Here is a 15,630-nt window from a genome sequence, read left to right as displayed (position 1 = left end):
GACCTGCAAACGGTGCACTGCCGGAATCTCCAGTCTTTGCTTTACAGCGAGACACTGCTTGTCCCTATACTTCAGCCGTGCACAGCCTTGATCAACACTACCGGGATATCGACACCTGCCTGCTCGTCATCGATCGGGCCAGCGGGACCGTGGTGGACAGCTTCGGCAGCCTGCCCCTGTCCGCCAGCGAAGGCCTGCTGGAGCGTGACTGGCGCGACGCCCTGGGCATACCCGCCGACGGCACCGCGGTCATTAGCCAGGCCCTGGCGGCGGAAGTGGCCACCCCGATTCCACCCACCATTATTGGCCGGGACGGCGAACGCGACTGCGTGGTCGGCGGCATGCTGGTACCCCAGGACTGGCAGGGGCGGCGCGCCGTGCTGCTGTTCCTGCGCGAACTGGCCCTGCCGCTGGAACCCGACCTGGAGTCGAATATCCGCGAGCAGGACATCATCGCGGTCCTCGGTGTCCACCTGCTGGAGTTCAGTCCCTCCTGGGGCGCCGCCGAGACCGAGCGACTGATGATGGACCTGCGCAGTGGTATGCAGCAGATACTCCGCGAGGAGGACCTGCTGGGCCTGCCGGAGGGGGCGACAATCACCGTGGTGCTGCGGGCCATCGAACCGGAGGCGGCGCTGGATATCAGTCGCGCCCTGCTGTCCCACCTGCACCAGCGGCTGGGCGGGCGCGGCGGCGGCGCTCAGTACGCGCGGGCCTGTGTGGGCCTGTCGCAGCGGCTGGAGGGGCAGTCGGCCCTCGAGGCACTGGTGGCGGCCAATACCGCCCTGTTGCAGGCCCAGGCCGGCGGCGAGGAGCGCATCCGCTTCTCCAGCCCCTGGGACCCCCAGGCCCTCGCGGCGCGTTCCCTGAATGCCTCGGGCGCCTTTCGCGACAGCGTGATCGACGCTACCGCCCACAGCTATCTGCAGTCGCTGGTCAACCTGCCGTTCAGGCGCGACCCGGAATACACCGAGGCGGTATTGCGGCACACCCTGAGCCAGCCCGGATTGCGGGCGGTGGCGATCCTGCGGCTACAGGCGGATGGCGCGCCCGAGGTGTTGGCGGCGGCAGTCAGGGCCGCCGGGCAACTGCGGGTCAGCGGCCCCGGGAAAACGCCCCGGGACGTGCAGGCCGCGCAGCGGCGGCTGGAGAAGCTGGCGCTGGACCCGGGCCAGGCCTATGCGGATTCCGGCTTCGCCGTTTTTCCCCTGCTCGAGGCCGAGCGTGTCTGGGGGCAGATCCTGCTGGTGGATGAACATCTCACCGAGCCCGGTTTCCGCCCCGGTTCCGGGGCGCAACAATTCCTCGGTCCGCGCCTGCACGCGAGCCTGCGGATAGCCGCAACCGACGACCACCCGATACCCGTGCGGGAAATGGAAAAGGGTATTGAGGGCTACGTGCTGGACAACATGGAGGGCGCCATCGACCAGGCGGTGTTTCTCTCGCGGGTCGATATTCCGGTGGCCGTCATCGGCGAGCAGGGTACCGGGAAGCTGTATGTCGCGCGAATTGTGCACAACGAAGCCGGTGGTGAGGCGAACCAGTTTATCCCGGTTGACTGCAGCAGCTTTCGCAACCGGTCGGAGGCCTGGGCGCGCATCATCGCGGAGTTGCAGCAGGGCCAGGGACGCACGCTGGTGTTCAAGTCCCTGCAGATGCTGCATGTCGACCTGCAGGCCCGGCTGGGCCGCATCCTGGCGACCCGCACGGTCAGCGACGACCAGGGTGGCAGCAAATATATCGCTCCCAACCGCTTTATCGCCCTGTTGCCTGCGGAGCCGGCGGTACTGCTGAAACGCGGCGACCTGGACGAGCGCCTGGCCGGTGTGTTTGCCGGCTTTCCCATCCTGGTGCCGCCGCTGCGCGAGCGGCGCCGGGCCGTATTGCGCTGGGCGCACAAGATACTGGAGCAGGAGAGTGCCGCTACCGACCGGCGGATGCTCGGGTTCACGCCGGATGCGGAGCGCGCCCTGCGCGAGCACGACTGGCCGGGCAATATCAGCGAAATGCGCCAGTTGATCTGCAACGCGCTCACCCGCACCGACAAGGAGTGGCTGACCCCGGTGGACCTCGGCCTCTACCTCGGTATTTCACCGGACGGCCGCGCCGCGGCCAGCCGCGAGCCCTCGTTCCTCGAGCTGCTGCAGGAAAAGCGCAAGGTGCAGCCCCAGTACGTGCCCTCTTCCCAGGACGAACTGCGCCTGGCCCTGGGCGAGGCGCTCTCCACGTCGCTGGCCACCGGCGTGCTGCGTCCCCTGGGATTGTGGCTCGACGACGAGATCGTCGAGGCCAGTTGCTCCCGCTTCGGCGATGACGCGCGCGCTGTGGCCGAGTTCCTGCACACCCGGCCGCGCAATATCGGCCGCTGGTTGCCGCGGGTGCGCGAACGGCAGGCGGAGCGCGATGGCAGCATGTTGTGGCAGGATACCCGGAAGCTGGTGCGCCAGTGGATCATGGATACGCCGCCGCTGGCACAGTCGCCGCAACAACTGGCCGAGGATACGCTGTTGGCGCTGGTCCTGCAGGAGTGTGAGGGGCTCAGCGTCGCGGAGCGCGCCATGATCATGGGGGTCTCCACGCCCACCTACCAGAAACGGCTGAAGCAGTATCAGCAGGACAACTGACGAGGACAGCATGGCTGGCGACAACCCGGAGCGAAGTGTGGCAAAACATGCGGCTGAATTTGCCGCTTTGGCGGAAGACGCGGCCCCGACCAGCCTGGGTTTTTCCTCGCGGCTGAACATGCTCTGGGACCTGGCAGGGGTCGCGCCATCGCTGATGGAGGGGCGGGTGCTGGGTATCATTGCCATCAACCCCGAGTGGCGCGAGGCCGAAGTGCGCAAGTGGCTGCAGAAGGATGTGCTGCCCCCGCTGCGCGACCTGCGCAACATGGTCCGCTTCCTGGTCGCCCAGCTCGACCAGGCTCAGGATGCCCGGCGCTGGGAAGCCTTCCTGATCTATGGCTCGCCGGTGGTCTCCTCGCCGGTCAACAATGCCATGTACCGGGAAGACCAGGTGCGGCGGGAAATCGCCTCCCTGATATTTGCCCAGGTCACCGATGAGTACGGCATCCCGCCGGCCTCCTACGATGCTGACAAGGCCTTCCAGCGCTGCCTCGCCCTGATGCACAAATTCAACATTTACGAGTTGCAGGACTTCCAGCCGGGCCATCTCGAGCCTTTCAAAAACTACATGTTCCCCAGCGAGTAAGCGCCTGTTTCGCCGCCTGCAACCCGTTTGGGTGGGGCGCAATGAGGTGTCTGTCACAAAAGGGTGTGCTTTCTGGGGAAAACTCCAGTTTTTTGTTGCTGCTCTTCGGGCCGCCCGAAATACTGTCCGAGGATACCGTGGGGTATTCCGACTCAGAATACTGACATGAACTGAGGGCGAGCATGAGTGAGCAAGAGCAGGAAATGGATATAAGCGGCGTCAAAATTGCCATCGTTGATGATGCCAAGACTATCCGGATGATGATGTCCCACACCCTTCGCGGGATGGGCTGTGAAGTGGAGTGTGCCGAGGACGGGTACAAGGCCCTGGGCCTGCTGAGGCGGTTCAAGCCGGACCTGATATTCCTCGATATCACCATGCCGGAGCTGGACGGCTACCAGACCTGTACGCTGATCCGCAACGCGGAGGACACCCGCGATACGCCGGTGGTCATGCTGTCGTCCTCGGATGGAATTTTCGATATCGCCAAGGGCCAGGCCCGGGGCGCTACCGCCCACGTGACCAAGATTCCGCCGGAGAGTGTGCTGCGACAGCTCATTTTCAACCACACCCGACAGCGCAAGGTCGCCTGAGGGGCTGCAGATGAGCGCCCGCCTGCTGCAGTCATTCGATGAACTGGAGCGGCGTTACAACGCCGGGGCTGTGGCCGCGCCTGCGCGCGACCTCCAAGTCGAGCTCTGGGTGGGTACCTGCCTGAGTATTGCCGGGGTTCCGCTGCTGGTCGCCGAAGGCGAACTGGAAGAAATCATCGAAACCCCGAAAGTTACCCGGATTCCAGGCACCAAACCCTGGGTCCAGGGCGTCGGTTCCCACCTCGGTGGACCGATACCGGTGATCAGCGGGGACGTCTTTTTCCGCAAGAAGCCCTATGCGGGCCGCCCCCGGGAATATTGCATGCTGCTGAAGCAGCGCGGTTTTTACCTCGCCGTGACCCTTAGCGGCCTGGAGCGGGACCTGAAATTCCCCGTCGGGGCGCGCGATATGGCCCTGGCAGTCGACCCCGACTTCGCCGCCTACACGCTGGGTGGATTCGTGGACGGCGAGCGCAATCTGGCAATTCTCGACATTGAGCGGTTACTGGCGGACAGCGACTTCGCCAATGCCGCGGAAAGTGAAACGATCACACATGAGGTGGTTAAACATGACTAGCCCGGTAAAAGCGCACGCTACCAAGCTGCGACACCTGTTGTTTGCGCTCGGCGCACTGGCCTGCTTCGCCGTCATCGGCTACGGCTTTCTCGTGATCGACCGGGAAGGGGGCAGGGAAGGCCAATACAACGCGCTCACCGACGAACTGGCGGGACTGGCCAGGGAGGTCGCGATTGCCGCGCGCGGAACCGCCAGCGGCGAGGAGCAGGCCTTTGCCGAATTGAAGGCCAAGGGGGCGGCTTTCGAGCAGCGCCTGTCCAGCGTCGACTCTCCCGAACTGAACGAAGCGCTGAGCATGGTTGACCTGAACTGGCAGCCGGTAAAACGCGCTGTCCAGACGCTTTCCGACGCGGCGCCTCGCGCCGTCTTCCTGCAGGGGATCCGCAGTGATCTGGCGGCGAATGTGCGGCCGATGCAGCAGGAGCTGAATACCGTGGTTGCCATGCTGCAGAAGAGCTCCGCCTCTGCGGAAACACTGGTTGCCGCGCAAAAGACGCCCTGGCTGCTCGAGCGGATGGCCGGCAATATCGATCGCATCCTGGCCGGCAGTGCCAGCAACGAAGTCGCCGCCGATGAATTCCGCTCCGACACCACCGATTTTATCCGTATCGTCCAGGGCCTGACCCGGGGCGACGAGCTGACCGGGATCCAGAAAGTGGCCAATCCTGCCGCGATCGAATCGCTCAGCAAGGCCTACCGCCTGTTCTCGCCCATCGCCAATTCGGTTGACCGGATTGCCGCCGCCGCCGCCGACCTGCGCCAGGCGGCCACTGCGCGCGCCAGTATCGATGAGAACAGCATCGCCCTGAACACGGCGATCGCCGGCCTGCAGAGCGCCGTCAACAGCGCCGCGGCGGGCCGCCTCTACGGTACCGGAAACCTGTTGATCCTGTTCGTGGTTCCGGCCCTGCTGGCCCTGTGCATGCTGGCGATGATGTTCCTCGGTTACCAGCGCCGTGCCTCCCTGGCAACAGGCGGCATGGCGGAACTCAACGGGGTGCTGGAGCGTATTTCCCGCGGTGACCTAACGGTCACTGCCTCCGAGGAAAACCCGGTTACCGGCGAAATTGCCCGCAGCCTGAACACCGCCGTGCGCCGCCAGTGTGAACTGGTGCGCGAAACCCGTACGCCGTTTGAAACCGCGGTTGCTTCCATCGGCGAGATCCGCAACAGTGCCCGGGCACAGGTGCAGAAAGGGCTCGAACTGACCCGCTCAGTGGTGGAGTCCACGGATACCGCCACCGAAATGGTCCGTACCAGCGAAGGTATCAAGTCGGCGACGGCGCAGGCGGCGGAAACCTCCGACCGCAACTGCCGAAAAGTGGCGCAGGGTTACGAGTTGACCAAGGACATGTCGCGGGCCTCTGCCGCGGTGCGGGAGTCGGTACAGGAAACCTCGAAGTCCGCCAAGCGCCAGAGTGAACTGATTCAGTCGGTCACCGCAGCGGCGGAATATATCCAGACCCTCAACACCAAGATTTCCGTTGTCGCGATCAACACGCGCATCGAGGCGGAAAAGGCCGGGGAATACGGCCGGCCCTTCCTCGGTATCGCGGAATCTATCGCCGACCTGCTGCGCGAAGCGGAAGAAGAGGGACGCAAGATTATTACCGAGGTGCGCATGTTGCAGAACATGTCAGCGGACAACCTCTCCAGCATGGAGACCACGGTAGGTACCGTGGTGACGATTCTCGGCTATATCGAACGCCTAGATTCATCGCTGGAGGAAATCAACTCCGGGTCCACGGCGATCGGCCAGATCATTTCCGGCGTCGATGAAGCGGCTGGCCGCTCCGCCGCCAACGCGCTGCATATGAGCAGTTCCATGGCGGAGATTCGCGACCGCAATATCGAAATAAGCGAACTCAACGAATCCGCCCAGCGTGGCGTCACCGCCCTGCAGGCAGCAATCCGTGAGGCCGCGCGTGGCATGGGGCAGTTCCGTACTGACGCGGACGCGGCGTATGGCAGCGGTGAACCGGCGGGGGATGTGGAAGACCTGGAATCTTTCCGTGCGGCGACCCAGGCATACCGGGAGGGAGGTATCTCCGAGTCGGTGGGCAAGGAACAGAAGCGGGCAATTTCATAATAAAACCTGGAAGGGAGACGGCGGTGCAACCGTTCCCGCGTGATCTGAAACCGGAGGAAATGCAGTGGCGAGCAAAACCGACATCGTAGCGCTCAAGTGGGTGGTCGGCCTGATGAACAAGCAGGCCGAAAACGCCGAGGCGTCGCTGGTGGAATACAGTAACGACCCGACACAGAAGCGGCCACTGCTCCAGTGTATGTGGGCGGTTCACCAGATCACTTCCACCCTGCGTGCCCTGGGCATGCGCAAGGGCGAAATGCTGACCCTGGAAATGGAACGCAGCCTGAATTGCCTGTACAAGGACATGGTGGAAGGCGAGCGCCGCAAACTGACCATGGGCGGCCTGATGCAGGCGCTGAAAGTCCTGCCGGCCTATTTCGCCCATGCCCAGAACGCCCGTGCGGATACCGGCCAGGGCCTGGAGCAGCATGTCAACGACCTGCGCCGCTGGGTGGGAGAGCGCCCCCGTCCCCGCGCCTATTTTTTCAACATGGAAATCCCCGAGGGAGCCGGTATCAGCAAGGGTGCTTCACCTGCCCCGGATGACGAGGTGCGCACCAAGGCCAACGTGATGCTGGCCCTGTATCTCGAGATGGTAAAACTGGCCCTGCGCCGCAAGAAGGTCGGCGAGAGCATGAAAACCGTGGCCCGCGTGGCCCGGCGGATGCAGAACCTGTCGGCCGGTACACTGCCCGAACGCTACTGGATGACGCTGATCGGTATCTGCGAGGGAGTAGCCGGTGGCCTTATCGTGCCGGACGAATGTATCGCCCAGATCTTCAAGACCGGCGCCTTCATGATCAAGTACGCCCGCGAAAACGGGGCGGTGGTTGACCCGGGTGTCGACTACGACGCCCTGCAGCAGCAGATGCTGTTCTATATCGCGTCGTGCAAGGCCCGGCCCCTGCATATCGCGCGGATTCGCGAGGCCTTCTCGATCAGCGACAACACGCTGGAAGAAGCCAACCGGGGCCTCATCCATACGGATGCACTGGTGACCGCGCTGAGCGCCGCACTGGAACAGCTGAACAGCGCCGTCGAAGTACTGAACTCCCAGGACCTCAAGGAAATCGCCCGCAGCGGCGGCGCGGAAGTCAACCGCAAGTCGCTGGATGCCATTGAAGCCGCGACCTGCCGACTCGAAGCCGCGGGCCAGTTCGCCCATGCGGATTCCCTGCACACGGTCCAGGGCCGCCTCGAGCGTGTTTACACCGGTGGCTACAAGGATTCGCCGGACCAGCAGGGCCAGGCGATCAACGACATTATTCGCGGCATTGTCGATGTGAAACTGGATATCGAGCACAAGCTCGAGCACGGGCTTTCCAGCTCCTTTTCCAGCCGTGAATTCGAGTTGAGGGAGAGCGTGGTTACCGCGACCTTCAACCACATGGCGCTGGTTGAGAACTACATGCACCAGATCCTGCGCCGCAAGTCGCTGGCCAGTGCACTGGCGCGCAAGCCCAATGACCTGGAGTCGACGCTGCGCCTGACGGTTGCGCTCAACCGCTACCTCAACAAGACCGACCAGGGTTACGAGGCGCTGCGTAAGGCGGTTCGCGACGCAGACGCCGGTGATCCGGACCTGGACCTGCTGTTCGACCTGGCCAAGGACTTCCTCAACGAGCAGGAAACCATTGCCGACCGCAAGGCCATCGATCTGTCGCTTGGCCTGCTGACGGAAATCGCCGGCGCCCTGAGTTTTGCTGGCATGGAGCGCGAGAGCCAGATCATCGAACGGCTGCACAGCTGGCTGGCCGCTGCCAGCAAGGCCGGCGAAGTGCGCGAGGATGACGCCTTCCGCTGCTTCGCCGAGGCCTTCGCCCAGCTGGAACTGCACCTGCAGCGCTCGATCAGCGATCCGCTGGAAGATACCACCCACATGCTGGCGATTGCCGAGCAGCGGGTGACCGAGCTGGAGGACCGGGCGAAAGGCCTCTCCAGCGGCGCGGAGGTGGCCCAGGGCAACTGGTCCGAGCCGCGCAATTATGTCGAGGATGCCGAAGTACCCGTGGAGTTTCGCGAGGTGTTCTTCGAGGAATCCGAAGAGATCGTCGCGGAGATTACCCGCCTCGCCCCGGAATGGGCTGCCAATACCGGCGACAGCGCTTCCCTGCGGGAGATCCGTCGCCACTTCCACACCTTCAAGGGCAACGGGCGCGCAGTGGGCGCGAACATTCTCGGCGAGCTGGGCTGGGCGGCGCAGGATATGCTCGACCGGGTGCTCGATGGCGATCTCGATCCGGGCAATACCCTGGTGCACCTGCTGCAGGACGTGGTGGACGCGCTGCCGGCCCTGATCGCCTCCTACAAGGATGCGACGGCCTTCGATGTGACCCGGGTGCGTGAACTCACAGACCGTTGCTTCCGCATGGCGGAGGGTGCCGGCGGGGATCTCGCGGACGGTATGCCGCAGGTTGACGAGAGCTCCCAGGGTTCCGCCGGCGGCGCAATTTCCGATGAACTGGGGCGCTGAATAGCATTCCGCATGGAGAACTATTGTGCAGACCAATAAAGAGTCATCCAGCGACGATCAGGAAAGCGGCGCCGTCAGCGATTCCGGCTACGCCACTCCCGGCGTTGAGGAACAGTCCCATGAAGCGACCATGCAATGGTTGCTGGAACTGAACCGGGATGAACCCGAGGAAAGGGTGTTCATTGTCGCCGGTGCCGGTGCGGCAGACTTTTCCCTGAGTGCACAGGAGGCTGCAGTCGCTGCGCGACCCATGATTCGCGGCCGCGCCGATGCCGACGACCTGTCTTCCTATGTCGGCGAGGAGATCGTACTCGGCGAGGAGGGCAGCAGCGCCAGCGGTGGCAATGGCGACCTCGATGCCTTCAGTGATGCCGAAGTTGAAGCCCTCATGGCGGTAGAGTTTTCCCGCGGTTTCGAGGAGATGGAAGAGGGCCTGCTGGATGTAGAGGAAGGTAGCGACATTCTCGGGCTGGAGGAAGAAGACGATATTGGCGAGCAGTACCTGGTGGTCAAGCGGGTCAAGCGCCAGGCGGGCTCCGATGCAGCGCCGGCCGAGCCGTTGGGTGGGCAGGTACAGGGCGGACCCGCTGAGCTTGCGCCCACGGTTGCGGCCGCGGACGAGCCAATAGAATTCACGTTGACCGCGAGTGCAGTAGAGATTCCGCTGGCGGTAGCAACAGCTGTCCCGGAAGGCAACAGCGGATTTATTGCCGGGGAAGCATTCGCTGAGAGTGTAGCCGGGGAAACTGGCGAAGGCCTGGAGCTGGACGAAACGTCGGTGTTGAACAGTGGACTCGAGCCGCTGGAGTTTACCCGGGACGAACCGATTGAACTCGAGCTCACCGAAACGCAGGAAGATGAAGCGTACGAACCTGCCGTGCCGGTCGCAGCGGATGAACTGGATGAAGACCTGGGACTTGAGCTGACTGCGGATGGCTTCGAGGCCGCTGCGGCGGACCTCGCGCCGGAGCAGCCTCTGCAGTCCACAGAGGCCGAGACTGAATTGCCACTTGCCGCGGATGACAGCCCGACGGATTCCGCTGATTTCGATGGTCTCGACCTCGCCGCGCTGGCCGCGGAGATGGAAGCCACCGCAGAAGCCTCCGCTATTGGGGAACCCGACCTGCCGGCAGGGTTGTTTGAGCTGCCGGAGCCGGTTGCCAGCGTTGGCCGTTTTGAGGATTTCCTGGGCGCCAGCGAAGCCGGGCAGCACGCACCGGAGATCGAGGAAATCGATTTTTCGACGGTCGATTCCCCGGTCAGCGCGGCCGATCCCGGGGATTACCACGAGGATTTTCGCGAGCTGGTGGAAGAACCGTCGCTGCACAGCGTGGTGATGCCGCGGGTGGCGGGACTGATGACCGAACTGGAAACCGCCCTGTCTGCCCGGTTGGTGGCCATGGGACGTCCCGCCGATTCCGTACTGGCCGAGGTTTCGATCGCCGGGACCCCCGGGGAAATGGCTGCCGCCCGTAGCGAGGGCTATGCCACTGTGGCAGAGGTCTGCTCGGTCATGCCGGAAGCATTGTTGGACCTCGATGCCCAACAGGTCGAGGCGATTTACCTGCGTTTGAGCGACCAGCAGTCCGGTGGGCTGTGCAACCGAATTTTCCACGAAGACCTGCCGACCGAGGGCGCGCAGGATGAAGTGGAAATGGCGGAGTCGCTGCACGGGCTCACGGACGCCCTGGTCACAGACGGGGGGCAGGCAGCGGAAGCGGCACGGCCCGTGCCGGGTGGCCTGCGGCTGGTCGAATCGCGGGTCTTCGAGGAAGATCTGCTGGATAACGACAGTTTGCTGGAGGGAGCCTTCGCGGATGCCAGCGGAGAACCCGAGTGGGAGCTGGGGAGCGAGGAAATCGATGCGATTTTCGACGGGCTTGGCAATCCCGACCCCTTCGCCCCCGTGTTCGAGGAGCTGCCGGGGATCGGCGCTGGGGACGCTTTCTCGATCGACGAGATTGAACCCGCCGTGGCTGAAAACCGGGAGCCGGCGTCGGCTGAGGATTGGTCGTGGTGCATTCCCGCAGACATCAGCTTTTCCTGCAGCAGTCCCAGCGGCGGTGAAATTTTTACCGAATTTCTCGACGCATTCATCGAGGAAGGCTCCACCGAACTGGAGAAACTCGAGAATGCGATCAGTGCCTGGGAGTCCGACCCGGCCAATGCGGAACACCAGCGGGAAGTCGGTCGCGTTCTGCACACAGTCAAGGGTATCGCCAAGGGCGTCGGCCTGCATTTTTACGGCACCCTGATCCACAACTTTGAGACCCTGCTGGAGGAGTTGCCGGGTCCGGAGGAGGGGGCCTCCGCTGAGTATTTCCGGATTGTCGGTGCCTGGCTCGACGCCGCGATTCGCGGCATCGATTTTGTGCAGGAACAGCGTCGAGACGTGGAGCATGAACTGCCCGGTGCTCCGCCAGGGTCGCACACCGGGGACAGCGCGCCAGAACTGGAAAGCGCCAACGCTGCAAGCGACCCCGAGGTCTCCGCAGAGCCCATGGATCGGTTCCCGGCGGAGCCCGCGTTCGTGCTGCCGACGCCAAGTGCCGAGGAGGCGCGGCGCAGGGAAGAGGACAAACGGCTCGCCGACGAGGGCGCGCGGGCGCTGGCCGCCCAGCAGTCGGTGCGAATTACCTCGGAAAAGCTCGACCTGCTGCTCAACCTGACCAACCAGGCGCAACAGCTCGGCGTGCGTACCACACAGAGCGCCAGCCGGACGAAGCGATCCACCGCCGAGCTGCAGGCCCGCCTGACCTCGGTACGCGCGCATATCGCCGATATTGCCAGCGGGGCGATGTTCAATGTTTCCTCCAGCGGCAGCCAGTCGGCGGAGAACCTCGACGCCCTGGAAATGGACCGCTATTCGGAAATCCAGGAGGCGGCGAATATCCTGCGCGAGGGGGTTGAGGACCTGGCCGACCTGATCGAACTGGTCAGCAAGCACAACAGCCAGTCTGAAGCGCTGCTCAAGCAGCAGGCCACGGTGATTTCGTCGATCGGTTCGTCGATTCGCGCCGCGCGGGTGGTGCCAGTGTCGCGCCTGACCCCGGGACTGCGGCGCCTGGTCCGCACCGTCAGCGCGGACCTCGGCAAGGAAGTGGCTTTCCGCGTGCTCAACGAAGTGGGCACCCTCGACCGCGATGATTACGCCCGCTGCCAGACCATCCTCGAGCACATGGTGCGCAATGCCCTTGACCACGGTCTAGAGGATGCGGCGACACGCCAGGCCGCCGGCAAGACCAGCGTTGGCCAGATTACCCTGGACCTGCGCAAATCCGGGGGTGATTCGATCATCGTGATCTCCGACGACGGGCGCGGTATGGATCCGGCCCGAATCCGCGAAACTGCGCGTCGCAAGGGCGTCGAAGGTGACCTCGATGCACTTTCCGACGAAGAGGCGCTGAACCTGATTTTCCACAAGGGCTTTTCCACCGCCTCGGAGGTCAGCCAGATTTCCGGCCGTGGCGTGGGCATGGATATCGTCGCCAGCGAATTGCAGAAAATGGGCGGTGAAATCCGTATTAGCTCGGAAGTTGGCAAGGGCACCTCATTCCACCTGAAGGTACCCACCAACGTTGCGGTTAATGGCGCGTTGCTGGTCAAGGCCGGGGAGAGCTACTTCGCGATTCCCCTGGGTGGCCTGATCGCAGTCGACGAGGTGCCCGTGGATGCCTTCTTTGACGCCGTGGAACAGGGAGTGTCACTGAGACTTTCCGCCATGGAATGTGAGCCCGCCTACCTCGGCACCCTCTGCAAGTGCGGCAACCTGCCGGAACGGGCTGCCTGGCGGGGAACCATCCCGGTGCTGATTGCCGGCGGCGAGGAGCGGCGCATGGCGATTGCCGTCGATGATGTAGAAGAAGCGCTGGAACTGGTGATCCGTACCCTCGGCGCCCAGTTCGCCGCCGTTCCCGGTGTCGCCGGCGCCGCCACCACCGCCGACGGTGAAGCGGTAGTGGCACTCGACCTCAATGTGCTGGTCGGCAGTGTCGCCGAAGGGCAGGGCACGGTGATCGCCATCGACCAGCCACGCGAGGAGAAATTGCTGGCGCTGGTGGTGGATGACTCACGTACCCAGCGCATGGTCGCCACCAGCCAGCTGGAAACCGTGGGGCTGGAGACAGCAACCGCCGAAAACGGCGCCGTCGCCATCGACTGGCTGAATACTACTGAGCGGCTGCCGGACATCGTCCTGATGGACGTTGAAATGCCGGTGAAAGACGGTATTCAGGCCCTGCGCGAAATTCGCAAGTCGCCGCGCTTCAGTGACTTGCCGGTGATCATGATTACCTCGCGTACGGGGATCAAGCACCGCACCCTGGCGGAGGAAGCAGGCTGCAATGGCTACATGGGCAAGCCCTTCAATTTCCGTATGCTGATCGGCCAGATCAATGACCTCACGGGGCACCGACTGGAACTGGAGCAACAGGAATAGACATGCCGGCCACTGAACGGATGTGTGTCTTGTTGCCGGTCGCCACTGGCATGCGCTGGGCAGTGCCACAGAATTGCCTGGCAGAACTGGTGACGGTGCCGGCAGCGGACAACCGGGTTCCGGCGCTGGTCGAGTGGCGCGGCCAGTCGGTGCCGGTGCTGGATCTCGCGTCAGCCGGCGCTGCGGAGTGGCGCGATCCCAAGAGCCAGACCGGCCTGGTTGCAGTCTTTCTCGGATTGCGCGAACGGTCACCCGACTACTGGGCTGTTGCACTGCGCGGGGAAGGGCTCGGCGTCCGCCGGATCGATTTTGCGGATTGTGTCGAGACCGACAATGGCAGCGAGTTTGCCCTCGCGACCTTTGAGTTGGACGGGGAGCTGTACGGGGTGCCGGACCTGCCGGCGTTGCAGGCCTTTGCCTGCCGGACTGCGGAACGGGCTACGGCCTGACTGCGAACTGAATCACTACCGGGGAGTGCACGTGCAACTCGACACCATCGTACAGCGTATTGAAGCGGCTTTCGGGTCGGTTGCGCCGGTTCCCGCCAATCCCCTGTCGCCGGGCGATATTGAAACCCTGACCCGGGTATTCGGCGACGAGGCCTACCAACTGTTCCTGCAGGACCAGGTCAGTTGCCAGATTATTCGCGACTACCTGACCAATGCGTTAGTGCTGGGCTTCATTGCCGAAAAAGACCTCCTGTCACTGGATGACCTCGTTGCGACCCCGCAGTCCCGGGCCGCCATCTCGCTGCATATGTTGATGACTTCCGTCGAGGACGCCGCGGAACTGCTCGCCCAGGGCAAGCCGGATGAGCTGGTTCCGCTGGAAATTGACCCGGATACCCCGCCACACATTCACCTCGTCCGCAATTAGGCTGCCCCGGTGTGGTAACCGGGGCCCCAAACGCCCTCCTTTCCAGTCCCGGGTAACCCGCGAACACCCGCAGTCGGGGCGCGCGGTTGGCCGTTTTGTGTGCAGCCCAGCACAGTTCTGTCGCGGGTTTTGTCCAACCTTTTAAAATGGATGCAAAAAATTGGCAAACTGTGAACCAAATTCCAGTTTGCGTGCTGACCTCAATGAAAAAATTTGACCAAAATTTGCCATATTTGTGAAAACGACCAAAATTTTGGCGTTTTTGGCATTGCTGCATTGGCTTTCTCGGCATATAACTAATCCAGTGCCAGATATTAGTGGCCAGGGGACGGAGAAGTGGGCGCGATAAGAAGGGATAAGGGATTACCCGCTGCTGCCGACAAGATCAGAAAAATGGATATGGGGAGTCAGTCATGTTAACGATTACGCCAACTGCGGTTGTCGGGGAAAACCCCGGTGGGGATATCGAAGTATTCGCGGTGATCGAGGGCAAAAAAATCTACCTGCCCGCGGAAGCGAATTACGTGATGCAGGATCGTCGGGGAATCTGGTACTACAGCAAGCGCAAGCCGCGCCCGAAAGAGGGTGACTGGACTCCCAACAAGACCAGCATTGCCTGTCGCAGCGAGGGTGGCTTTGTGCGGGCCCTGAGAACCGATACGGTGCTGCCCTGGCTGGACACCTGCCAGCGCACCGTGCGCATGGTCAGCGGCGGCCAGTGCGCCGAGCGCCGTCCGGCGGACTGAGTCCGTTGCGTATTTTCCTGGCGCTATTCAGACGGCGATAGCAGGGTCTATCTCGGGCTCTGCAGTCGCCAGCCAGTGATCCAGTTCATCCAGGCGTTGCTGCAGGGTTTCCACCAGCTTCGCTTCCAGTTGCCGATAGGCTTCCTGCCAGGGTCCCACATGCATCAACATGCTGCAGCGCTGGCGCAGTGGCATATTGTCCGGCAGGTTCAACGGGTCCAGTGGGCGGTTGCGAAAACCGGCGTTGAGCACCGCTGCAATCACTTCATTATCGCGACTGTCGCGCAACTCACCTTCAAACCTCCGCAGCGGCATGACCAGTTGGTCGCGCCCGGGGAAATCCGGGTCGGTGATCGCGTTGTGCACCCACACAGGCAGGTCTTTCGCCAATAACTTGCGTTGATCCGGTTTACTCAGGCCGGCAAGCTTGCCGGGGTACCTGGGCAGGGCACGGCGCAACGCCAGTTCACTGCGGCTGTGGTAACCCAGCGCCGTGAACGCATCCATTCGTGCACCGACCAGTGCAACGTGTGTCATCTGAAATTCGGACATCCTGGCGTGCCCTGCCTGTTTGTAATTCTGCTTGCTGAAATTCAAGCACAGCAAGCCGAGTCTTCACTAGTGAAAA

General features: G+C 63.1%; 11 protein-coding genes. 10 read left to right on the top strand and 1 reads right to left on the bottom strand.

Annotation, left to right across the window (positions count from 1 at the left end; genetic code table 11):
• Window positions 1-77 precede the first annotated feature (77 nt).
• From ACNKU3_RS10700 to ACNKU3_RS10655, 10 genes are all read left to right on the top strand, one after another.
• A complete protein-coding gene (locus ACNKU3_RS10700) occupies window positions 78-2,624 on the top strand; it encodes a sigma 54-interacting transcriptional regulator (RefSeq protein ID WP_418259457.1) in 2,547 nt (848 codons plus the stop codon).
• Between the two features lie 37 nt (window positions 2,625-2,661).
• Entirely contained in the window at window positions 2,662-3,210 is a 549-nt protein-coding gene (locus ACNKU3_RS10695; protein WP_418259456.1) for a hypothetical protein, read from the top strand.
• A gap of 182 nt (window positions 3,211-3,392) precedes the next feature.
• Window positions 3,393-3,803 (top strand): response regulator, encoded by a 411-nt coding sequence (locus tag ACNKU3_RS10690; RefSeq protein ID WP_418259455.1) that lies wholly within the window; start codon window positions 3,393-3,395, stop codon window positions 3,801-3,803.
• 10 nt (window positions 3,804-3,813) lie between these two features.
• Window positions 3,814-4,380: a chemotaxis protein CheW gene (locus ACNKU3_RS10685; protein ID WP_418259454.1), complete on the top strand. Its 567-nt coding sequence runs from the start codon at window positions 3,814-3,816 to the stop codon at window positions 4,378-4,380.
• Window positions 4,373-6,469: a methyl-accepting chemotaxis protein gene (locus ACNKU3_RS10680; protein WP_418259453.1), complete on the top strand. Its 2,097-nt coding sequence runs from the start codon at window positions 4,373-4,375 to the stop codon at window positions 6,467-6,469. The genes ACNKU3_RS10685 and ACNKU3_RS10680 overlap by 8 nt, the downstream gene beginning before the upstream one ends.
• 64 nt (window positions 6,470-6,533) lie before the next feature.
• Entirely contained in the window at window positions 6,534-8,942 is a 2,409-nt protein-coding gene (locus ACNKU3_RS10675) for an Hpt domain-containing protein (protein WP_418259452.1), read from the top strand.
• A gap of 25 nt (window positions 8,943-8,967) precedes the next feature.
• On the top strand, window positions 8,968-13,380 hold the full coding sequence (locus ACNKU3_RS10670) for a hybrid sensor histidine kinase/response regulator (RefSeq protein WP_418259451.1): 4,413 nt from the start codon (window positions 8,968-8,970) through the stop codon (window positions 13,378-13,380).
• A 2-nt stretch (window positions 13,381-13,382) separates the two neighbouring features.
• Window positions 13,383-13,829 carry a hypothetical protein gene (locus ACNKU3_RS10665; RefSeq protein ID WP_418259450.1) on the top strand — a complete coding sequence of 149 codons (447 nt, stop codon included), beginning with the start codon at window positions 13,383-13,385 and terminating at the stop codon, window positions 13,827-13,829.
• A 31-nt stretch (window positions 13,830-13,860) separates the two neighbouring features.
• Window positions 13,861-14,256 (top strand): hypothetical protein, encoded by a 396-nt coding sequence (locus ACNKU3_RS10660; RefSeq protein ID WP_418259449.1) that lies wholly within the window; start codon window positions 13,861-13,863, stop codon window positions 14,254-14,256.
• Between the two features lie 413 nt (window positions 14,257-14,669).
• On the top strand, window positions 14,670-15,002 hold the full coding sequence (locus tag ACNKU3_RS10655; RefSeq protein ID WP_418259448.1) for a hypothetical protein: 333 nt from the start codon (window positions 14,670-14,672) through the stop codon (window positions 15,000-15,002).
• 27 nt (window positions 15,003-15,029) lie between these two features.
• Here the strand turns inward: ACNKU3_RS10655 and ACNKU3_RS10650 are convergent, their stop codons facing one another.
• Complete coding sequence (locus tag ACNKU3_RS10650; protein WP_418259447.1) at window positions 15,030-15,539, bottom strand: hypothetical protein; 510 nt, start codon at window positions 15,537-15,539, stop codon at window positions 15,030-15,032.
• Between the last annotated feature and the right edge of the window lie 91 nt (window positions 15,540-15,630).

The organism is Haliea sp. E17 (assembly GCF_048323675.1).
Taxonomy (GTDB): domain Bacteria; phylum Pseudomonadota; class Gammaproteobacteria; order Pseudomonadales; family Halieaceae; genus Mangrovimicrobium.
Note: the sequence above shows the minus strand (reverse complement) of the source record. Positions and strands in the feature narration are given on the sequence as shown.

What these genes read in the sequence shown, in the direction of transcription:
- ACNKU3_RS10690 (WP_418259455.1), top strand. Translation starts at nt 3,393, where the DNA reads ATGAGTGAGCAAGAGCAGGAAATGGATATAAGCGGCGTCAAAATTGCC.
- ACNKU3_RS10685 (WP_418259454.1), top strand. Translation starts at nt 3,814, where the DNA reads ATGAGCGCCCGCCTGCTGCAGTCATTCGATGAACTGGAGCGGCGTTAC.
- ACNKU3_RS10680 (WP_418259453.1), top strand. Translation starts at nt 4,373, where the DNA reads ATGACTAGCCCGGTAAAAGCGCACGCTACCAAGCTGCGACACCTGTTG.
- ACNKU3_RS10665 (WP_418259450.1), top strand. Translation starts at nt 13,383, where the DNA reads ATGCCGGCCACTGAACGGATGTGTGTCTTGTTGCCGGTCGCCACTGGC.
- ACNKU3_RS10655 (WP_418259448.1), top strand. Translation starts at nt 14,670, where the DNA reads ATGTTAACGATTACGCCAACTGCGGTTGTCGGGGAAAACCCCGGTGGG.
- ACNKU3_RS10650 (WP_418259447.1), bottom strand. Translation starts at nt 15,539, where the DNA reads ATGACACACGTTGCACTGGTCGGTGCACGAATGGATGCGTTCACGGCG.